Annotated in this window: 15 protein-coding genes, 2 tRNA genes and 3 rRNA genes; 5 read left to right on the top strand and 15 right to left on the bottom strand. The window is 55.7% G+C overall.

All coding sequences use genetic code 11. The features are described 5' to 3' along the window. Positions 1-73: 73 nt before the first annotated feature. The 11 genes from rrf to ACYZT0_RS00740 form a co-directional block, all read right to left on the bottom strand. Positions 74-189: ribosomal RNA gene (gene rrf / locus ACYZT0_RS00790) — 5S ribosomal RNA — on the bottom strand. Between the two features lie 169 nt (positions 190-358). Next, positions 359-3,250: ribosomal RNA gene (locus ACYZT0_RS00785) — 23S ribosomal RNA — on the bottom strand. A gap of 236 nt (positions 3,251-3,486) precedes the next feature. Next, positions 3,487-3,562: transfer RNA gene (locus tag ACYZT0_RS00780), tRNA-Ala, on the bottom strand. Positions 3,563-3,592: 30 nt separating this feature from the next. Beyond that, positions 3,593-3,669: transfer RNA gene (locus ACYZT0_RS00775), tRNA-Ile, on the bottom strand. Between the two features lie 82 nt (positions 3,670-3,751). Beyond that, positions 3,752-5,290, bottom strand: a 16S ribosomal RNA gene (locus ACYZT0_RS00770). Together the 16S, 23S and 5S rRNA genes with 2 tRNA genes alongside form the textbook arrangement of a ribosomal RNA operon. 544 nt (positions 5,291-5,834) lie before the next feature. After that, the gene (msrQ, locus tag ACYZT0_RS00765; RefSeq protein ID WP_462044229.1) at positions 5,835-6,455 is read right to left on the bottom strand and encodes a protein-methionine-sulfoxide reductase heme-binding subunit MsrQ; all 621 of its coding nucleotides are present in this window, start codon (positions 6,453-6,455) and stop codon (positions 5,835-5,837) included. Further along, positions 6,455-7,468: a protein-methionine-sulfoxide reductase catalytic subunit MsrP gene (msrP, locus tag ACYZT0_RS00760; protein WP_462044228.1), complete on the bottom strand. Its 1,014-nt coding sequence runs from the start codon at positions 7,466-7,468 to the stop codon at positions 6,455-6,457. The genes msrQ and msrP overlap by 1 nt, the downstream gene beginning before the upstream one ends. A 63-nt stretch (positions 7,469-7,531) precedes the next feature. Further along, entirely contained in the window at positions 7,532-8,389 is an 858-nt protein-coding gene (gene pssA, locus ACYZT0_RS00755) for a CDP-diacylglycerol--serine O-phosphatidyltransferase (protein WP_462044227.1), read from the bottom strand. A gap of 144 nt (positions 8,390-8,533) precedes the next feature. After that, complete coding sequence (gene ilvC, locus ACYZT0_RS00750) at positions 8,534-9,550, bottom strand: ketol-acid reductoisomerase (RefSeq protein WP_462044226.1); 1,017 nt, start codon at positions 9,548-9,550, stop codon at positions 8,534-8,536. 48 nt (positions 9,551-9,598) lie between these two features. Further along, positions 9,599-10,090 carry an acetolactate synthase small subunit gene (gene ilvN, locus ACYZT0_RS00745; protein ID WP_003176102.1) on the bottom strand — a complete coding sequence of 164 codons (492 nt, stop codon included), beginning with the start codon at positions 10,088-10,090 and terminating at the stop codon, positions 9,599-9,601. A 2-nt stretch (positions 10,091-10,092) separates the two neighbouring features. Beyond that, positions 10,093-11,817 (bottom strand): acetolactate synthase 3 large subunit, encoded by a 1,725-nt coding sequence (locus ACYZT0_RS00740; RefSeq protein WP_462044225.1) that lies wholly within the window; start codon positions 11,815-11,817, stop codon positions 10,093-10,095. A 400-nt stretch (positions 11,818-12,217) separates the two neighbouring features. Here ACYZT0_RS00740 and ACYZT0_RS00735 point away from each other — a divergent pair, with 400 nt between their 5' ends. Then, a complete protein-coding gene (locus ACYZT0_RS00735; RefSeq protein WP_462044224.1) occupies positions 12,218-12,634 on the top strand; it encodes a DUF4124 domain-containing protein in 417 nt (138 codons plus the stop codon). A gap of 13 nt (positions 12,635-12,647) precedes the next feature. Here ACYZT0_RS00735 and ACYZT0_RS00730 read toward each other — a convergent pair whose 3' ends face one another. Genes ACYZT0_RS00730 through mrcB form a run of 3 tightly spaced genes read right to left on the bottom strand, consistent with a single transcriptional unit; the run spans position 12,648 to position 16,058 of the window. Continuing rightward, positions 12,648-12,983, bottom strand: a complete 336-nt coding sequence (locus ACYZT0_RS00730; RefSeq protein ID WP_462044223.1) for a YqcC family protein — start codon at positions 12,981-12,983, stop codon at positions 12,648-12,650. Next, positions 12,983-13,717 carry a tetratricopeptide repeat protein gene (locus ACYZT0_RS00725; protein ID WP_462044222.1) on the bottom strand — a complete coding sequence of 245 codons (735 nt, stop codon included), beginning with the start codon at positions 13,715-13,717 and terminating at the stop codon, positions 12,983-12,985. The genes ACYZT0_RS00730 and ACYZT0_RS00725 overlap by 1 nt, the downstream gene beginning before the upstream one ends. 16 nt (positions 13,718-13,733) lie before the next feature. Beyond that, positions 13,734-16,058 (bottom strand): penicillin-binding protein 1B, encoded by a 2,325-nt coding sequence (gene mrcB, locus ACYZT0_RS00720; protein WP_462044221.1) that lies wholly within the window; start codon positions 16,056-16,058, stop codon positions 13,734-13,736. Positions 16,059-16,176: 118 nt separating this feature from the next. Here mrcB and ACYZT0_RS00715 point away from each other — a divergent pair, with 118 nt between their 5' ends. The 4 genes from ACYZT0_RS00715 to ACYZT0_RS00700 all read left to right on the top strand — a co-directional run bounded on the left by ACYZT0_RS00715 (position 16,177) and on the right by ACYZT0_RS00700 (position 19,502). Beyond that, complete coding sequence (locus tag ACYZT0_RS00715) at positions 16,177-17,733, top strand: bifunctional aminoglycoside phosphotransferase/ATP-binding protein (protein ID WP_462044220.1); 1,557 nt, start codon at positions 16,177-16,179, stop codon at positions 17,731-17,733. Positions 17,734-17,824: 91 nt separating this feature from the next. After that, complete coding sequence (locus tag ACYZT0_RS00710) at positions 17,825-18,169, top strand: pentapeptide repeat-containing protein (RefSeq protein WP_008015079.1); 345 nt, start codon at positions 17,825-17,827, stop codon at positions 18,167-18,169. Positions 18,170-18,413: 244 nt separating this feature from the next. After that, positions 18,414-18,686 (top strand): TfoX/Sxy family protein, encoded by a 273-nt coding sequence (locus ACYZT0_RS00705; RefSeq protein WP_007971093.1) that lies wholly within the window; start codon positions 18,414-18,416, stop codon positions 18,684-18,686. Positions 18,687-18,701: 15 nt separating this feature from the next. Next, entirely contained in the window at positions 18,702-19,502 is an 801-nt protein-coding gene (locus tag ACYZT0_RS00700; RefSeq protein WP_462044219.1) for a Crp/Fnr family transcriptional regulator, read from the top strand. 200 nt (positions 19,503-19,702) lie between these two features. Here the strand turns inward: ACYZT0_RS00700 and ACYZT0_RS00695 are convergent, their stop codons facing one another. After that, positions 19,703-20,551: a ChaN family lipoprotein gene (locus tag ACYZT0_RS00695; protein ID WP_462044218.1), complete on the bottom strand. Its 849-nt coding sequence runs from the start codon at positions 20,549-20,551 to the stop codon at positions 19,703-19,705. Positions 20,552-20,561 lie beyond the last annotated feature (10 nt).

Raw genomic sequence — 20,561 nt, 5'->3', positions numbered from 1 at the left:
AACTGAAAGCCACTTTCCTGCGGACAAAACAAAACCCCTACCTGCATACGCAGATAGGGGTTTCGGAATTTAATCTTGACGATGACCTACTCTCACATGGGGAAACCCCACACTACCATCGGCGATGCATCGTTTCACTGCTGAGTTCGGGATGGGATCAGGTGGTTCCAATGCTCTATGGTCGTCAAGAAATTCGGGAGCCAGGTCGTGGGCCTTTGCAGGTTCACGCTCCAGCAAATGGGTAGGTGATAGATTTGTGTGTTGCCTTGCAAATTTTCGACTAGTGTCGTCTTCACACACCGCAATCTGGTGCTCTTTCGCTTTTCAGCTCAAAGCCTGCAAATTGCTTGGGTGTTATATGGTCAAGCCTCACGGGCAATTAGTATTGGTTAGCTCAACGCCTCACAGCGCTTACACACCCAACCTATCAACGTCGTAGTCTTCGACGGCCCTTCAGGGGACTCAAGGTCCCAGTGAGATCTCATCTTGAGGCTAGTTTCCCGCTTAGATGCTTTCAGCGGTTATCTATTCCGAACATAGCTACCCGGCAATGCCACTGGCGTGACAACCGGAACACCAGAGGTTCGTCCACTCCGGTCCTCTCGTACTAGGAGCAGCCCCTCTCAAATCTCAAACGTCCACGGCAGATAGGGACCGAACTGTCTCACGACGTTCTAAACCCAGCTCGCGTACCACTTTAAATGGCGAACAGCCATACCCTTGGGACCGGCTTCAGCCCCAGGATGTGATGAGCCGACATCGAGGTGCCAAACACCGCCGTCGATATGAACTCTTGGGCGGTATCAGCCTGTTATCCCCGGAGTACCTTTTATCCGTTGAGCGATGGCCCTTCCATACAGAACCACCGGATCACTAAGACCTACTTTCGTACCTGCTCGACGTGTCTGTCTCGCAGTCAAGCGCGCTTTTGCCTTTATACTCTACGACCGATTTCCGACCGGTCTGAGCGCACCTTCGTACTCCTCCGTTACTCTTTAGGAGGAGACCGCCCCAGTCAAACTACCCACCATACACTGTCCTCGATCCGGATAACGGACCTGAGTTAGAACCTCAAAGTTGCCAGGGTGGTATTTCAAGGTTGGCTCCACGCGAACTGGCGTCCACGCTTCAAAGCCTCCCACCTATCCTACACAAGCAAATTCAAAGTCCAGTGCAAAGCTATAGTAAAGGTTCACGGGGTCTTTCCGTCTAGCCGCGGATACACTGCATCTTCACAGCGATTTCAATTTCACTGAGTCTCGGGTGGAGACAGCGCCGCCATCGTTACGCCATTCGTGCAGGTCGGAACTTACCCGACAAGGAATTTCGCTACCTTAGGACCGTTATAGTTACGGCCGCCGTTTACCGGGGCTTCGATCAAGAGCTTCGCGTTAGCTAACCCCATCAATTAACCTTCCGGCACCGGGCAGGCGTCACACCCTATACGTCCACTTTCGTGTTTGCAGAGTGCTGTGTTTTTAATAAACAGTCGCAGCGGCCTGGTATCTTCGACCGGCATGGGCTTACGCAGTAAATGCTTCACCCTCACCGGCGCACCTTCTCCCGAAGTTACGGTGCCATTTTGCCTAGTTCCTTCACCCGAGTTCTCTCAAGCGCCTTGGTATTCTCTACCCAACCACCTGTGTCGGTTTGGGGTACGGTTCCTGGTTACCTGAAGCTTAGAAGCTTTTCTTGGAAGCATGGCATCAACCACTTCGTCACCCAAAGGGTAACTCGTCATCAGCTCTCGGCCTTAGACTCCCGGATTTACCTAAGAGTCCAGCCTACCACCTTAAACTTGGACAACCAACGCCAAGCTGGCCTAGCCTTCTCCGTCCCTCCATCGCAATAACCAGAAGTACAGGAATATTAACCTGTTTTCCATCGACTACGCTTTTCAGCCTCGCCTTAGGGACCGACTAACCCTGCGTCGATTAACGTTGCGCAGGAAACCTTGGTCTTTCGGCGTGGGTGTTTTTCACACCCATTGTCGTTACTCATGTCAGCATTCGCACTTCTGATACCTCCAGCAAGCTTCTCAACTCACCTTCACAGGCTTACAGAACGCTCCTCTACCGCATCACCTAAGTGATACCCGTAGCTTCGGTGTATGGTTTGAGCCCCGTTACATCTTCCGCGCAGGCCGACTCGACTAGTGAGCTATTACGCTTTCTTTAAAGGGTGGCTGCTTCTAAGCCAACCTCCTAGCTGTCTAAGCCTTCCCACATCGTTTCCCACTTAACCATAACTTTGGGACCTTAGCTGACGGTCTGGGTTGTTTCCCTTTTCACGACGGACGTTAGCACCCGCCGTGTGTCTCCCATGCTCGGCACTTGTAGGTATTCGGAGTTTGCATCGGTTTGGTAAGTCGGGATGACCCCCTAGCCGAAACAGTGCTCTACCCCCTACAGTGATACATGAGGCGCTACCTAAATAGCTTTCGAGGAGAACCAGCTATCTCCGAGCTTGATTAGCCTTTCACTCCGATCCACAGGTCATCCGCTAACTTTTCAACGGTAGTCGGTTCGGTCCTCCAGTTAGTGTTACCCAACCTTCAACCTGCCCATGGATAGATCGCCCGGTTTCGGGTCTATTCCCAGCGACTAGACGCCCTATTAAGACTCGCTTTCGCTACGCCTCCCCTATTCGGTTAAGCTCGCCACTGAAAATAAGTCGCTGACCCATTATACAAAAGGTACGCAGTCACCCAACAAAGTGGGCTCCCACTGCTTGTACGCATACGGTTTCAGGATCTATTTCACTCCCCTCTCCGGGGTTCTTTTCGCCTTTCCCTCACGGTACTAGTTCACTATCGGTCAGTCAGTAGTATTTAGCCTTGGAGGATGGTCCCCCCATATTCAGACAAAGTTTCTCGTGCTCCGTCCTACTCGATTTCATGACTAAGAGATTTTCGCGTACAGGGCTATCACCCACTATGGCCGTACTTTCCAGAACGTTCCGCTAATCTCAAAGCCACTTAAGGGCTAGTCCCCGTTCGCTCGCCACTACTAAGGGAATCTCGGTTGATTTCTTTTCCTCAGGGTACTTAGATGTTTCAGTTCCCCTGGTTCGCCTCTTAAGCCTATGTATTCAGCTTAAGATAACCATCTTATGATGGCTGGGTTCCCCCATTCAGACATCTCCGGATCAAAGTCTGTTTGCCGACTCCCCGAAGCTTTTCGCAGGCTACCACGTCTTTCATCGCCTCTGACTGCCAAGGCATCCACCGTATGCGCTTCTTCACTTGACCATATAACCCCAAGCAATCTGGTTATACTGTGAAGACGACATTCGCCGAAAATTCGCAATTTAACTCACAAATTTTACCTTAGCCTGATCCGTTACCAGTGAAAGTAACGTCCAGTCTATCTTTCTATCACATACCCAAATTTTTAAAGAACGATCTAATCAAAGACTAGAAATCAACATTCATCACCGTCTTGGTGGAATGCTCATTTCTAAGCTTTCAACAACAGAAGCAGTTAGTGGTGGAGCCAAACGGGATCGAACCGTTGACCTCCTGCGTGCAAGGCAGGCGCTCTCCCAGCTGAGCTATGGCCCCGTATTTCTACAGGCGTTTCCCACACAAAATTGGTGGGTCTGGGCAGATTCGAACTGCCGACCTCACCCTTATCAGGGGTGCGCTCTAACCAACTGAGCTACAGACCCAATTTCGGGCTGCTTCTTATCGTCTTCTTCAATGAATCAAGCAATTCGTGTGGGAACTTATGGAGCAGCTGATGTCGTCGATTAAGGAGGTGATCCAGCCGCAGGTTCCCCTACGGCTACCTTGTTACGACTTCACCCCAGTCATGAATCACACCGTGGTAACCGTCCTCCCGAAGGTTAGACTAGCTACTTCTGGTGCAACCCACTCCCATGGTGTGACGGGCGGTGTGTACAAGGCCCGGGAACGTATTCACCGCGACATTCTGATTCGCGATTACTAGCGATTCCGACTTCACGCAGTCGAGTTGCAGACTGCGATCCGGACTACGATCGGTTTTCTGGGATTAGCTCCACCTCGCGGCTTGGCAACCCTCTGTACCGACCATTGTAGCACGTGTGTAGCCCAGGCCGTAAGGGCCATGATGACTTGACGTCATCCCCACCTTCCTCCGGTTTGTCACCGGCAGTCTCCTTAGAGTGCCCACCTTAACGTGCTGGTAACTAAGGACAAGGGTTGCGCTCGTTACGGGACTTAACCCAACATCTCACGACACGAGCTGACGACAGCCATGCAGCACCTGTCTCAATGTTCCCGAAGGCACTCCGCTATCTCTAGCAGATTCATTGGATGTCAAGGCCTGGTAAGGTTCTTCGCGTTGCTTCGAATTAAACCACATGCTCCACCGCTTGTGCGGGCCCCCGTCAATTCATTTGAGTTTTAACCTTGCGGCCGTACTCCCCAGGCGGTCAACTTAATGCGTTAGCTGCGCCACTAAGAGCTCAAGGCTCCCAACGGCTAGTTGACATCGTTTACGGCGTGGACTACCAGGGTATCTAATCCTGTTTGCTCCCCACGCTTTCGCACCTCAGTGTCAGTATCAGTCCAGGTGGTCGCCTTCGCCACTGGTGTTCCTTCCTATATCTACGCATTTCACCGCTACACAGGAAATTCCACCACCCTCTACCATACTCTAGCTCGACAGTTTTGAATGCAGTTCCCAGGTTGAGCCCGGGGATTTCACATCCAACTTAACGAACCACCTACGCGCGCTTTACGCCCAGTAATTCCGATTAACGCTTGCACCCTCTGTATTACCGCGGCTGCTGGCACAGAGTTAGCCGGTGCTTATTCTGTCGGTAACGTCAAAACACTTACGTATTAGGTAAATGCCCTTCCTCCCAACTTAAAGTGCTTTACAATCCGAAGACCTTCTTCACACACGCGGCATGGCTGGATCAGGCTTTCGCCCATTGTCCAATATTCCCCACTGCTGCCTCCCGTAGGAGTCTGGACCGTGTCTCAGTTCCAGTGTGACTGATCATCCTCTCAGACCAGTTACGGATCGTCGCCTTGGTGAGCCATTACCTCACCAACTAGCTAATCCGACCTAGGCTCATCTGATAGCGCAAGGCCCGAAGGTCCCCTGCTTTCTCCCGTAGGACGTATGCGGTATTAGCGTCCGTTTCCGAGCGTTATCCCCCACTACCAGGCAGATTCCTAGGCATTACTCACCCGTCCGCCGCTCGCCACCAGGTACAAGTACCCGTGCTGCCGCTCGACTTGCATGTGTTAGGCCTGCCGCCAGCGTTCAATCTGAGCCATGATCAAACTCTTCAGTTCAAACATCTTTGGGTTTTTAAGAAACCCTAAACTTGGCTCAGCAATCGTTGGTTACATCTTTGATTTCTCGCGGAGTAACTTGTGATGCTGATAATCTTGTTGACTATCAGTCTGACTCCACAAGCACCCACACGAATTGCTTGATTCAGTTGTTAAAGAGCGGTTGGTTAAGATCTTTCGTCTCAACCGAGGCGCGCATTCTACAGCAGCCTCTGTTGCTGTCAAGCGGTTATTTTAAGAAGTTTTCAAAGTTTCCTCTGCAACTTCAACCACTTGCGCTTCCGATCTCTCGTTAGCGGGAGGCGAATTCTACAGCGTTACTCGCTGCTGTCAACACCTCTTTTACACCGCTTTCGACCGAGAAGATCGAACCGTTAAAAGAGCCAAACAACCCCACTCTTTCAACTTCTTCCGGGCTTCGATGACCTGAAACAACTCGCTGTCGAAAACTGCGTAACTCTTTGTTTACCAAGGAGTTTTCCGTTTCGACTGCGCCGGAAGTGGGGCGAATTATAGACTTCCAGAATCTGCCGTCAACACCTAATTACGCTTTTCTCGCAGAAGACGCCTTTTTAGCAATTAAACGGGGGATTCGGCGGGTTACAGGCGGTATCCGCAACACTAATAGCAATGCACCTATAGAGACATAAACCGCCCACTCCTTCAGATCGGCGCGAACAATCCACAACATGTGCAGTAAACCAAGCCCGAGAACCACGTAGGAAAGCCGATGCAATTTCTTCCAGCGAGAACCCAACCGCCGCTGACTATAGCGATTTGAGGTCACCGCCAACGCCAATAAACAGAGAAACCCCAGCGTCCCGACAATAATGTACGGCCGCTTACGCAACTCGACACCCAACTGCGACCAATCAAAGCCAAGGATGAATGCCGTATAACCACTCAAATGCAAAATCACATAAGCGAAGCACCACAACCCCAGTTGTCGGCGGACAGCATTCCACCCCGCCCAACCGGTAAGCTTCTGCAGAGGTGTCAGGCTTAAAGTAGTGAGCAGCAGGACAAGCGTCCCCAGCCCCAACCGGTCAACCAGCACCTTGCCCGGGTCAGGCCCAAGCACATCCTCCCAGGCCTGGTACAGCCAAAGCAGTGGCCACACCCCTGTCGCTATAAAGACGCCAATTCGCCAAAACGGAAATCGCATCAATAGTTCTTCCGTAAATCGAGCCCTGCGTATAGAGAGGCGACTTCATCCGAGTAGCCATTGAACATCTGCGTGTCCCGCACATTGGGCTTGAACAGCCCACTCGGCAAACGCCGCTCACGCGCCTGAGTCCAACGAGGATGGTCGACCGCAGGATTTACGTTCGCATAAAAACCATACTCATCCGAGGCAATGCTCTGCCAAGTGGTTTTCGGCTGCTCACTCACCAGACTGATCCGCACGATAGATTTAACGCTCTTGAAACCATACTTCCAAGGCACCACCAAACGCAGAGGCGCTCCGTTCTGATTAGGCAACTCGCGTCCATACATACCCACAGCAAGAATCGCCAACGGATTCATCGCCTCATCCAGACGCAGCCCTTCTACATAAGGCCAGTCGATCAAGGCAAAACCGGAACGCTGCCCGGGCATGCTCTTGGGATCCTCCAAGGTTTCGAAGCGTATGAATTTGGCTTTGGAAGTCGGCTCGACTTCCTTGAGTAACGCCGAGATGGGAAAACCGATCCATGGAATGACCATCGACCAAGCCTCTACACAGCGAAGACGGTAGATGCGTTCCTCCAACTGATAAGGTTTCATGAAGTCTTCCAATGCGTACCGCCCCGGCTTGCCTACCTCCCCGTCCACCACCACGCTCCAAGGCTCGGTTCTCAACGCGCCAGCATTGGCAGCGGGATCACCTTTATCGGTGCCGAACTCATAGAAATTGTTGTAATGGGTCGCGTCCTTGAATGGCGTAATCGATTCATCCTTGACGTTGACCGCGCCCCACTTAGTAGAAGGGAGTTTTTCGGCAAACCAGGAAGGTGCCTTGCCAGGCTCGACATCCGCATAGCGCACAGCATCACCAGCAGAGGCCCAACGCGGCAGGCTGCTCATGGCCAAACCGGCAACGGCGGCGCCAAGAACATTACGACGAGATAGATAGAAGGACTCAGGCGTGACGTCCGACTCATGGCAGTCAGACGCGTTGGAGACTTTGATCAGCATGGCAACTCCGCAGCATTGGAGGACAGATGCACCAATAGACTGCGGAGCATGAGGGAAATTACATCACTCGGCGCTTTTGTGCCGACGAAGACGCAACAGGTACTGCACCGGACCAGAAGCCGCATAGGCAAGGAAAACCAGCAGCAGAATGCGCGGCGGATCACTGAAAACCACGGCAAACACCAACACCACGGCGAGAATCGCCACGAAAGGTACGCGCCCTTTCAAATCCAGCTCTTTGAAGCTGTTGTACTTGATGTTGCTGACCATCAGCATGCCGGCAGCTGCGACCATCAGCGCAACCAGGAAGGACATCTTGGAACCCTGGATGCCGTAATCACTAAATGCCCAGACAATGCCTGCGACCACACCAGCAGCCGCCGGACTGGCCAGGCCGATGAAGTAGCGTTTGTCCGCGGTGCCGACCTGGGTATTGAAGCGCGCCAGGCGCAACGCCGCACCGGCGACATAAATGAAGGCGACCATCCAGCCGACCTTACCCATGTCGCCCAATGCCCAACCGAACGCCAACAATGCTGGCGCAACACCAAACGCAACCATATCCGACAGCGAGTCGTACTCGGCACCGAAGGCGCTCTGGGTATTGGTCATACGAGCAACGCGACCATCAAGGCCGTCGAGCACCATCGCGACAAAAATCGCAATCGCTGCAAAAGCAAAATACTTGCTCGCACCCATTGAATCACCAGCACTCAAGGCGCTCTGGGCGCTCATCGAGTTGATGATGGAGTAAAACCCTGCGAACAGATTCGCAGTGGTGAACAGATTCGGCAGAAGATAGATACCACGATGCCGGACTTTACGACCTTCAGCGTCATGCCCTTCCTCGATGTGTTCATCGATGGGCAGCAGACTTTCAGCGTCAGAAGCCTGGTTTGGCTCTTCGGGACGTTCGCTCATGGACATTACCTTGCAACGGGGTGGAAAGTTTGGACAGGTGTCTGGGACGACGGTTCGGCCGCAAACGATGCAGCTTTATACCAGAACCGGTCACCCAAACGAAAAAACGCGGCCTAGGCCGCGTTTTCCGTACAAGCGCGCGACTTAGTTTTTAGCTTTGTCGACGATCTTGTTGGCTCCGATCCACGGCATCATGGAGCGCAGTTGCTCACCGATGATTTCGATACCGTGAGCGGCGTTGTTACGACGCTTGGCGGTCATCGAAGGATAGCCGGTGGCGCCTTCGCTGATGAACATCTTGGCGTATTCGCCGTCCTGAATACGTTTCAGGGCGTTGCGCATGGCCTGACGGGATTCGGCGTTGATCACTTCCGGACCGGTCACGTATTCGCCATATTCAGCGTTGTTGGAGATCGAGTAGTTCATGTTGGCGATACCGCCTTCGTACATGAGGTCAACGATCAGTTTCAGTTCGTGCAGGCACTCGAAGTAGGCCATTTCTGGCGCGTAGCCAGCTTCAACCAGAGTTTCAAAACCGGCTTTAACCAGTTCAACGGTACCGCCGCACAGAACGGCTTGTTCGCCGAACAGGTCGGTTTCAGTCTCGTCCTTGAAGGTGGTTTCGATGATGCCGGTACGACCGCCACCAACGCCAGCGGCGTAGGACAGTGCAACGTTTTTGGCGTTGCCGGAAGCATCCTGATAGATAGCGATCAGATCAGGGATACCGCCGCCTTTGACGAACTCGGAACGCACGGTGTGGCCCGGAGCTTTCGGCGCGATCATGATCACATCGAGGTCAGCGCGCGGCACAACCTGGTTGTAGTGGATCGCGAAACCGTGCGAGAAGGCCAGGGTGGCGCCTTTCTTGATGTTCGGCTCGATTTCGTTCTGGTACAGAGCGGACTGGAACTCGTCCGGGGTCAGGATCATGACCAGGTCGGCAGCCGCAACAGCGGAAGCAACGTCGGTCACTTTCAGGCCGTGAGCTTCGGCTTTGGCAACAGTCGCCGAACCTTTACGCAGGCCAACGGTAACGTCAACGCCGGAGTCTTTCAGGTTGCACGCTTGAGCGTGGCCTTGGGAGCCGTAACCGATGATGGCAACTTTCTTGCCCTGGATGATCGACAGGTCGCAGTCTTTTTCGTAATAAACTTTCATGAATTTCCCCTATATATCCAGGCCGTTCAGGCCATTCGCTAATTTGGTTTAGATGCTGAGTACTTTGTCGCCGCGGGCAATACCGGTTACGCCGCTGCGGACGGTTTCCAGAATCGAGGCGGTGCCAATGGACTGAATGAAGCTGTCGAGCTTGTCGCTGGTACCGGTCAATTGAACGGTATACACGCTAGCGCTGACATCGACGATCTGCCCACGATAAATATCGGTCGTACGTTTGATCTCGGCGCGCTGGGCGCCGGTGGCCTTGACCTTGACCAGCATCAGTTCGCGCTCGATGTGAGCACTCTCCGACAGGTCGACCAATTTGACCACTTCGATCAGCTTGTTCAGGTTCTTGGTGATCTGCTCGATAACTTCATCATGGCCAACAGTGGTCAGCGTCAGACGCGACAGAGTCGGATCTTCGGTAGGTGCCACGGTCAGGCTTTCGATGTTGTAGTTGCGCTGCGAGAACAGGCCGACTACACGAGACAGAGCGCCCGGTTCGTTTTCCAGAAGCAAGGAAATAATGTGCCGCATGATTAAGTACGCTCCGTCTTGCTCAGCCACATATCGCGCATGGAGCCGTCTTTGATCTGCATCGGATAGACGTGCTCGCTGGTATCAACCGAAACATCGATGATCACCAGACGATCCTTCATGGCGAACGCTTCCTCCATCTTCGACTTCAAATCTTTCGAGTCGGTGATGCGCATGCCGACGTGACCATAGGCCTCCGCCAACTTGACGAAGTCAGGCAACGACTCCATGTAGGAATGCGAGTGACGGCTGCCATAGCTCATGTCTTGCCACTGGCGAACCATACCCAGAACACCGTTGTTCAGGATCACGATTTTCACCGGCAAGCCATATTGCAGACAGGTCGACAGCTCCTGAATGTTCATCTGGATGCTGCCCTCGCCCGTTACGCAGGCGACGTCGGCATCCGGGAAGCTCAACTTGATGCCCATGGCCGCCGGAAAACCGAAGCCCATGGTGCCCAAGCCGCCGGAGTTGATCCAGCGGTTCGGCTTGTTGAACGTGTAGTACTGCGCCGCGAACATTTGGTGCTGGCCCACGTCGGAGGCCACAAAAGCATCGCCCTTGGTCACTTCGCACAGGGTTTCGATCACGGTCTGCGGTTTGATGACGCTGCCGTCGCCCTTGTCGTAAGGGAACAGGCCGCGGTCACCGCGCCACTCATCAACCTGCTTCCACCAACTGGCCACGGACTCCTTGTTCGGGGTCTCGCCAATTTCCTTGAGGATCGCGACCATTTCGGTCAGGACACTTTCCACCGGGCCAACAATAGGAACGTCGGCCTTGATGGTCTTGGAGATCGAAGCCGGGTCGATGTCGATGTGAATGATCTTGGCGTTCGGGCAGAACTTCGCCGGGCCGTTGATCACGCGGTCATCGAAACGTGCACCGACTGCGAGGATCACGTCGGCATGGTGCATCGCCAGGTTGGCGGTGTAGCTGCCATGCATGCCGAGCATGCCGATGAACTGACGGTCGGTGCCAGGGTAGGCACCCAGACCCATCAGGGTATTGGTCACTGGCAGGTTGAGCATTTTCGCCAATTCGGTCAGCGGCGCGGAGCCACCACCGAGAATCACACCACCGCCTGCGTACATCACCGGGCGCTTGGCCGCCAGGAGCATTTCTGCAGCCTTGCGGATTTGCCCGGAGTGACCGCGAACGGCTGGGCTGTAGGAGCGCAGCTTGGCTTTTTTCGGGAAGATGTATTCGAACTTCTCGGCCGGGTTGGTCATGTCTTTCGGGATATCGACCACGACCGGACCAGGACGACCGGATTGCGCCAGGTAGAACGCTTTCTTCATGACTTCCGGGATTTCCGAGGCGTGCTTGATCATGAAGCTGTGCTTCACGATCGGCCGGGAGATACCGATCATATCGGTTTCCTGGAACGCATCGGTACCTACCATGCTGCTAGGCACCTGGCCGGAAATGATCACCATCGGAATGGAGTCCATGTAGGCCGTGGCAATACCGGTGATGGCGTTGGTTGCGCCCGGGCCGGAAGTGACCAGTACCACACCGGCTTTACCGGTGGCACGAGCGTAACCGTCAGCCATATGGGTCGCAGCCTGTTCGTGACGAACCAGGATGTGGGTTACTTCCGGTTCTTTGAACAGGGCATCGTAAACATGAAGTAGAGCACCGCCCGGGTACCCATAGATATATTTGACGCCTTCGTCACGCAAAAAGCGGACGAGCATCTCACCGCCAGATAAAAGCTCCACGTTGTTCACCTCTAAAGCGCCAGAATACCGCCCACATAAAAGAGGACGGGTCTTAATAGGTTTACTTCTCAGCAGAGCATGAGCGACGGTGGTCGCCGACTACGTCAGCACTGACTGAGCAAGTATTGGGATCGTCCCAAGTGTTGCGGGCCTTTCCCACCCAGCGCGAGGTAACGCGTTGCGGGTGTAACAGGTCGGCGCGGATGTGCGCCTCATGATCTGCTGAGCGGGCCTGCTTCTGGCAGTCCCTCTACAGCGGACTTTGGATTCTTCTGTTTCGTCCTCTCCAAGTCAAGTCGTCTATGTGCTTTATTGAACTAAGCACATGAGAAAGCAAGAAAAAACCGCTAAACAGCAACTGTGTTAGCTTCAATTGCGCAACCCATGACAAGGAAAAGGCATGCGAACGATCTTCTTCATGGTCACTCTGCTGATCAGCCCTTTATGCATGGCAGGCCAGATCTACAAATGGGTCGACGCTCAGGGCATTACCCACTTCGACGCCCAGCCGCCCCAAGGCCGGGAAGCCACCACTGTGGTCACGCCCTCCGCGCCTGCCAGCAACCAGGCCCCACCGCCACGCAGCGGTGCCATTGGCGATCAACAGGCCATCGACAAAAAAGTGAAAAAGCAGGTCGCCGAGCAGCAAGCCCAGTTGAAGGTATTCTGCGAACAGGCGCGAACGAACCTGGCTCAACTGCAGAACAATCCGCGAATACGGGAGGATGTCGACGGTGAGATGCGCCGTCTGACCGATCAGCAACGTCAGGAGCGCATCACCGAAGCACAGAAACAGATTGCGGGTAACTGCCAGTAGACACCTGTAGGAGTCAACGGGAGGCGGTAATCAGTAGATCAAACTCTTTGAGCAGCACCTGCAGCTGCCGATCCTTGCCCTGGACATTACGGGCGGCGAAGACCATTTCGGCCATTTCCTGAATTCCCGAAGCGTTTGGCAAGGGCAGATCCTGCTCGAGGATCACCTTCATCCGCGCAAGGAAGATCCATTGCAGCCACTGCTCGAAATCCAGCGTGTCGACCGAGAATGGCTCGACGCTGGAAAGCGCTTCAGCGGATGGCGAGACTTCGTCCCACCAACCCTGAACCCGCAGCTCACGCTCGATCAACAGCAACTGTTCGGCAATTTTCGGAAAGCGTGAATCCATCACAGCGAAACCTTGGCCTTCTGACGGGCCAATGCTGCGCCAGCGGAATCACCCTGTTTCTCACGCGCCTGAGCGATCAATTGCCACAGGCTGGCCTGAAGCGCCGGACGACCATTGGCGAAGGTCAGGCCACGACGAGCAAACTGTTCGGCTTGTGGTGCATCGCCTTGAGCCATGCGCACCTGAGCCAGACGATAAAGCACTTGTGGCTCGCGCGGTGCGACACGCTGGGCGCGCTCAAGACTGGAGGACGCACCGTTGAGATCACCGCTCGCCTGTTGCTGCTGAGCGGTAGTCAGCAAGGCCAGAACCGGGCCGTCCAATTGCTCGTCGGCAGACAAGCCACCGGAGTTCGCCGAAGGAATCCCGCTCGGCGTCGACGGCATGCTGTAGCTGCCCTGATTAACCGGTGCCGACTGGACCGGCGCGGTATCGATCGGCCCAGGGGTAATCGGCCCTGGCGTGATCGGTGAAGAGCTGATCGGTGCGGACGCCACTGCGCCGCCACCTGGCACCATCACGACGACGCCGGTATCACCTTGTGGAATTGCCTGAGTCTGGGCTTGCGCAGGACGTTTGGTCGTCGTCTGACGGAAACCGCCATTTGCCGACACTCGCTCACTGTTGGAGACAGCGCTGCCAGAATCCACAACTGGAATCGAACCGCGTTGTACGGAGGAGCAACCGCTGAGCAAAGCCACGGCGGTAACCGCTGGAATCAACCACTTGTTCACTTGAAACCCTCTTCGCTTAATTCATCCAGCCTTTGACCCAATCCATCACCGTTTCGCCGGAAACAGGGCTTTCGCCACCGCAAGCGGCACCGGGAGGCGGTTCGCTTCCGCGAATATACGGCATCTGCACGGCACCTGGGCAGTTGGCATCAGAGCCTTGTCCAGTGCGTGAATCAACCCAGGCCTGAACAATGTTATCTGGCTGCGGCATGTCCAGCGGCAACGGATCGGCCTTGCGCATGAAACTGGTCCAGACTTGCAATGCACCGGTGGCACCGGTGAAGGGTGTCTTGCCGTTGTCATCGCGACCCAGCCAGACCACTGCCAGCAGGTCCTGACTGAAACCGGCGAACCAGCTGTCCCGCGAATCGTTACTGGTGCCCGTCTTGCCGGCCAGCGTCAGGGTTTTCGGTAACACGTTGTAAACCGAACTGCCGGTGCCTTCACGCATGACCCGCTGCATGGCGCTCTGGATCAGGTAAATAGAGGCCGGATCGAAGCGCTGCTGAATCTGGAACGGATAACGCTTGAGCGGTTCGCCTTCAGCGGTCAATACGCTACGGATCCCGCGCATCGGCGTATTGAACCCACCGTTGGCCAACGTCTGATACATGGTCGCCACTTCGATCGGGGTCAGACCGCCAGCGCCCAGCAACATCGACGGAAACGCCGGGAATTCGCGACTCACACCGAGGCGCGCCAAGGTCTTGAGGACATTCGGTACGCCCACCGCCAACCCGAGACGCGCGGTCGACAGGTTGTAGGAATGCGCCAGGCCCTGATACAGAAATACGGTGCCATGGGATCGGCGATCGTAGTTCTGCGGCTTCCAGACTTGACCGTCCGCGCCTTTGACAGAGAAGGAGTCGTCCGACAGCCAACTGGTCAGGGTGTACTGGCTCGGTTTCTCCAGGGCTGTCAGATAAACCGCCGGCTTGATCAAGGAGCCGATCGGTCGTACAGCATCCAGCGCCCGGTTGAAGCCGGCAAAACCTGCCTGACGACTGCCAATCATGGCCTGGACTTCACCGGTTTCCGGGTTGGTCACGACCATGGCCGCTTCAACCTCATCGGAGCCCTTGCGACCGGCCAATCGTTTGAAGGTATCGTTGACCGACGCTTCGGCTTTCATCTGCAGGATCGGGTCGAAACTGGTAAAGATCCGCAGGCCTTCTTCGGTCAAGTCTTCGTCGCGATAGTCTTCGCGCAGCTGACGTTTAACCAGGTCGAGGAAACCCGGGAACGAGCTGTCGGCGAGCTTGCCGCGAGTCGTCACACCCAGTGGCATTTTCTTCGCAGCAGCGACCTGATCGGCGGTGGCAACACCTTGTTGCTCAAGTACATCGAGCACGAGATTGCGCCGTTCAAGCGCCCGTTCAGGGTTGCGACGAGGGTTGTAATAGGACGGCCCCTTGACCATGCCCACCAGCATCGCGACTTGATGCAGCTTCAGTTCAGACAACGGCTGCCCGAAGAAAAACTGGCTTGCCAAGCCGAATCCGTGCACCGCGCGCTGGCCATCCTGACCGACGAACACTTCATTGAGGTAAGCCTCAAGAATTTCTCGTTTGTCGTAATGCAGCTCAAGCAAAATCGCCATCATGGCTTCGGTGAGTTTACGGGTCAGGCTGCGTTCGCTGGTCAGGTAGAAGTTCTTGACCAACTGTTGTGTCAGCGTACTGCCGCCCTGGGTCATCTTGCCGCCAGAGGTGTTGACATAGATGGCTCGGGCGATCGACTTGGGCGACACGCCCCAGTGGCTGTAGAAATCCCGGTCTTCCACAGCGACCAGGGTTTCCAGCAGATACGGCGGGACCTGATCAATTTTGATCAAAATGCGATCTTCGAGATTTTTCGGGTAAATCCCGCCGATCAGTAGCGGTTCCAACCGCACCACAGAGAGCTTCGAACCGTTGGTCGCCGAAAGTTCGGCCACGTAGTCGCCTGAGAAGCGCACCCGTACGGGTTGCGCTTGTTCCAGGCCTTCATAGAACTGGAAGCCACGGGTATTCAAATCGACGGTATTGCCGCTGACCGCCGCCGCGCCGGGTCCATTGCTCACGCTTTCACGTCGGTAGCCCAAGGCGTCGAGCTCGGTGAGGAAGTCATCCTTGCTCAGCTTCTGGCCGGTAAACAGCTCAAGCGGGCGCGCATACACCTTCGCCGGGATGGTCCAGCGCTTGCCGGAGAACTTCTCCTGGACGATGGCGTCGAGGTAAACCGCGAACCCGGCGAGCACGACCAGGCCGACCAGACTGAGTTTAAGGGCCCAGCCCAGCCAGGGGCGCAGGCCCTTGGAAGGTGGTTTTTTTGGGGTGCGGGGGGATCGAGTACGAGTCATGGCGGCGGATTATACGCACTTTATTCATACTCAACAGGAGCCCTCCGAGGTTTGCGTCAGGCGGACTTGCAGCCATAATGGCGGCCGTGAATTTTCCCCAGACTCTGAAGGATCGCCTGTGAGCCAGTCCCTGATCGCCGCCCTGCAAAACCCGGCCCTCTACCCGCATCCCGTAGACGGGTTCCAGGTCATCGAAACCCATATCTCCTGGGTAATCCTCACCGGCCCTTTTGCCTATAAAGTGAAGAAACCCGTAAATTTCGGCTTCCTGGATTTCACCAGCCTCGATGCTCGCAAGCATTTTTGCGGGGAAGAGCTGCGTCTTAACCAGCGCCTGACCAACGATTTGTACCTCGAAGTGTTGCCAATCACCGGCAGCGCCGAAGCACCACAACTGGGCGGCGAGGGTCCGGTCGTCGATTACGCACTGAAAATGCGTCAATTCCCACAGAGCCAACTGCTCAGCACGCTGCAAGCCAACGGCGAATTGACCACTGCGCACATCGACGAGATGGCCGCACAGGTCGCCCAGTTCCACCTCACCGCACCGAAGGTCCCTGCCGAACACGAAGCCGGCACCCCGGACAGCGTGATGGCGCCGGTACGCCAGAACTTCGAACAGATCCGTCCGTTTCTAAGCGACAAGGCCGATCTGCTGCAACTCGACGCCCTGCAAGCCTGGGCCGAAAGCAGCTTCGAACGCCTCAAGCCACTCTTCGCCCAGCGCAAGGCCGAAGGTTTCATCCGCGAATGCCACGGTGACATCCATCTGGGCAACGCCACCGTGATCGACGGCAAGGTCGTGATCTTCGACTGCATCGAGTTCAACGAACCGTTCCGCTTCACCGACGTTTACGCGGACACCGGTTTCCTGGCGATGGACCTGGAAGACCGTGGTCTGAAAAGTCTGGCGCGTCGTTTTATCAGCCAATACCTGGAACTGACCGGCGATTACCAGGGCCTTGAGCTGCTGAACTTCTATAAAGCCTACCGCGCACTGGTTCGCGCCAAGGTCAGTCTGTTCAGCATGCCGGCCGAGGCCGACCCGGTGCAGCGAGCCACCACCCTGCGCCAGTACCGCAATTACGCCAACCTGGCGGAAAGCTACAGCACCATTCCTTCGCGCTTCATGTCCATCACCCACGGTGTTTCTGCCGTCGGCAAAAGCCACGTGGCCATGCGTCTAGTGGAAGCGTTGGGCGCTATTCGCCTGCGTTCCGATGTAGAGCGCAAACGTCTGTTCGGCGAGCAAACCGTACCCAACGACCCCCAAGCCGGCATCTATAGTGCAGACGCCAGCGCCGCCACTTACACCCGCCTGCATGAAATTGCCGCGGTGATCCTGCGTGCTGGTTTCCCGGTGGTGATCGATGCGACTTACCTCAAGCGCGACCAGCGTGACGGCGCAGCGAAAATAGCCGAAGCCACCGGCGCGCCATTCCTGATCCTCGATTGCAATGCGCCGCAAGCGGTTATCGAGAGCTGGCTGGCCCTGCGCCAGGCAGACAAAAAGGACCCGTCCGACGCCAACCTGACCGTTATCGAAACCCAGCAAGCCACTCGTGAGGCCTTGACGCCAGCAGAGATTCTCTGCAGCAAACGCGTTCAGACCAATGAAAGCGGAACCCTCGACACAGTCGTTGCACAGATTCGCCAGCGCCTGCCGGGTCTGTAAGAAACTATTTCAGCCGTGAAGCCTTCGCCGGCTTCACGGCCGCCAAATAGTGGCACTATACTGGCGTCATAAAACCAACAGGTGATGTGACATGAGCCAGCCGAAACTACTCGACACCCCGCTTTATGCGTTGCTGCACAAAGACGACATCACAGGTTTCAACAACGAGCGTCCCAAAGACGGACCTATCGACATGGTCGGTGGCGATTTCCGAGGTTTGGACCTGCGTGAATTGAACGCCGACGGTGTCGACTTTACCGATGCCTATTTCCGCTCCGCCGACTTGCGCGGCATCGACTTTCGCAACGCCTCCCTGGAAGGCGCGAGCCTCGCTCATGCACAGATCTCCGGCGCCTACTTCCCACCAGAGCTGAGTGCTGACGAAATCCTGATGTCGATGAATTTCGGTACACGCCTGCGATATCGCACCCGTTAAAAGCGACCTTGACTGCCACGTTCGGCGCCCCCGCTTTGCGCTGAACGCTGGGCATATTTTGCCTGGAGACCCGACTCCACCGCCCTCTCTTCCTACCGCATTCGCGGACGTTCACGCCGCCTGAGGACTTCATCTCTTAGAAGCTTTTGCGTCGAAACCGACCAAACAATCACGCTTTTCCTACTGATGGCTACACTCCTCAGAAGCTCGCCCACGCACTGTTCGGCCGTCGCAAGGAGGCTTGATGAATGATGAACTGCAGCACCTGAAGAATCTTGGCAAGACGTCGGCGCAGTGGCTGCACGCCGTGGGCATCCACAGCGCTTCGGATTTGCGTCGCCTGGGGGCGGTGGATGCTTATCGGGCCGTGCGCACGCGCGGATTTCGAGCATCCAAGGTGTTGTTGTATGCAATTGAAGGTGCCCTGATGGATGTGCACTGGAACGACATTCCCGCCGAGCGCAAGGAAGCCTTGAACAAACAGCTGGAGGCTATTTCGTCACGTCACAAGAACTGAACGGGCGCAGCAACCATGTACCTACTTGGGGAACAACCGGCTTACGCCGACGCGTTGATCAATCGACTGCAACATATTCCCGTCCGCCTGCTGGAAGGTTTGACGCCTTGCGGACCGCCCCTGGCGTTTTCAGCCGCCGATGATCTGGCGGCCCTATTACCCGGCGATCAACTGTTTGTGCTGGACAATGGCCTGCTGCATGGATGCATTGACGAGCGGGCACTGTTTTATCTGCACGAGGGAGATCTGATCGGCTTGCGTCAGGGCACGGAACTGCCGCGCTGCCGCTTTCGAAGCGACAGCCCTCTGGCATTGACGCCTTACCTGCGATCCGAGGTTTTTCAGCATATCTATGCTGACCCGGAGCGTTCGGAGCTGTTCCTTCAATACATGGCCGGTCAGTCCGCCCTGCTGTCCGACGCCGTCGCCCGCCTGAAACAACCCGAGTTTCGAAGCACCAATGGCTTTCAGCGCGTGGCCAGTGGCGAAGTGTTGATCCGTCAGGGCGATGAGGCGGATCACGTATTCGTCATCATTGATGGTCATGCCGAAGCCTTCGTCGACGGGCATAAAGTCGGTGATGTACCCAAGGACGAGATTTTCGGCGCCATGGCGGTGTTCACCGGCGAAAAGCGTAACGCCAGCGTGATCACCAGCGAACCCAGCACCATCATGCTGATCCCCAAGGACCAGTTTCTCAGTCTGACCCAAAGCAACCCGAAGATCGCCCACAGCCTGATCGAGAGCATGGCCCGACGTATCGACCTGCTGAACAAGCAGATCACTCAGCTGAGTTCGCTCAACCGCACAGGCTAAAACCCGTCATTCAAATAATTCAGAAATCAGCGATTGACTTGGTAATGAGAATCGCTATGATTACCACAACTGGTCGCGAGACTGGTCGATATTTGAAAAGCCCTTGGTTCGGACTCTCAGATATCTCCTCATCAGGCTAATCACGGTTATTTGACCCGGCGCTTGCCGGGTCTTTTTTTGCCTGGAGAAAAGTCGTTCGATCACTTGCCAAATTGCTTACGCATTTGCACGCAGTAATCCTGGGGCGGAGTGGCAGGCGTGTACCAGACGTAATCAGCCATGGCCGGGGTGACCTCGCTACCCTGCTCCGCCAGCATCAACACCGTAGGCGCCTGGGATTCTCCCAGATCAAGCACATGGATCGGCACGCCGACATCCTTGCGCGCATGGTAAGCGCCGGCAAACAACAGTGAAGGCGTAGGCGCCGCCAGCAGGCGCTCGGCCATCCGTCTGTCACGTTGCTGTTGGACCGCCAGCATCGCTGGCATCTGCGACTCAGGCAGCAGACCACAGTGGGAGTCGCTGATTTGCTCCAGCAACTCGTCCTTGACTGAAGCAGCGTTGGAGCGCGTTCCGCTCAATGTCGGAGGATTGGCGTAAACGGTACGGACTTCAAGCGTATCCAGATTGGCTGCCAGCAGCGGGTATGGCTGGGCCAGCGCGAAACGAACGACCGGCCCGTACACACTCCAGTCCCAGCCAGACTGCCAGGCCAATGCACCGGGCAAATCCGCCGGCGGCAAGGCGTGGCGAACGTCGTCGACGCGCCGCTGTTGATCCGGCGTGAGCATTTCCAGCAACAGACTGCCTTGAGCTCGCCGCTCACCCAGCGACTGCAATAACCACAATTGCAGTTGATGGTGATCGCGATTGTCATGCTGTTCACCCACGATCAGCCGCAAAGGCTTCTCCAACCGCGCAACCAGCTCCTGAGCCGTCAGGGTCTGACCGCTGCGCAAATCCCGAATCTCGCCGACCACCGGCGGCGGAGTCGAAACATGCTGGCAGGCACTCAGCATCAGCAAAGCCAGCATCAAAACCCCACGCATCTGTTCACCC

The organism is Pseudomonas sp. ZS1P83, from assembly GCF_054897825.1.
Note: the sequence above shows the minus strand (reverse complement) of the source record. Positions and strands in the feature narration are given on the sequence as shown.

Bases quoted from the DNA above. Each gene is read 5' to 3' on its own strand.
- ACYZT0_RS00700 (WP_462044219.1), top strand. From the start codon at position 18,702: ATGTACCTACTTGGGGAACAACCGGCTTACGCCGACGCGTTGATCAAT.
- ACYZT0_RS00705 (WP_007971093.1), top strand. From the start codon at position 18,414: ATGAATGATGAACTGCAGCACCTGAAGAATCTTGGCAAGACGTCGGCG.
- ilvN (WP_003176102.1), bottom strand. From the start codon at position 10,090: ATGCGGCACATTATTTCCTTGCTTCTGGAAAACGAACCGGGCGCTCTG.
- ilvC (WP_462044226.1), bottom strand. From the start codon at position 9,550: ATGAAAGTTTATTACGAAAAAGACTGCGACCTGTCGATCATCCAGGGC.
- ACYZT0_RS00735 (WP_462044224.1), top strand. From the start codon at position 12,218: ATGCGAACGATCTTCTTCATGGTCACTCTGCTGATCAGCCCTTTATGC.
- ACYZT0_RS00730 (WP_462044223.1), bottom strand. From the start codon at position 12,983: ATGGATTCACGCTTTCCGAAAATTGCCGAACAGTTGCTGTTGATCGAG.
- ACYZT0_RS00695 (WP_462044218.1), bottom strand. From the start codon at position 20,551: ATGCGTGGGGTTTTGATGCTGGCTTTGCTGATGCTGAGTGCCTGCCAG.
- ACYZT0_RS00710 (WP_008015079.1), top strand. From the start codon at position 17,825: ATGAGCCAGCCGAAACTACTCGACACCCCGCTTTATGCGTTGCTGCAC.
- pssA (WP_462044227.1), bottom strand. From the start codon at position 8,389: ATGAGCGAACGTCCCGAAGAGCCAAACCAGGCTTCTGACGCTGAAAGT.
- msrP (WP_462044228.1), bottom strand. From the start codon at position 7,468: ATGCTGATCAAAGTCTCCAACGCGTCTGACTGCCATGAGTCGGACGTC.
- msrQ (WP_462044229.1), bottom strand. From the start codon at position 6,455: ATGCGATTTCCGTTTTGGCGAATTGGCGTCTTTATAGCGACAGGGGTG.
- mrcB (WP_462044221.1), bottom strand. From the start codon at position 16,058: ATGACTCGTACTCGATCCCCCCGCACCCCAAAAAAACCACCTTCCAAG.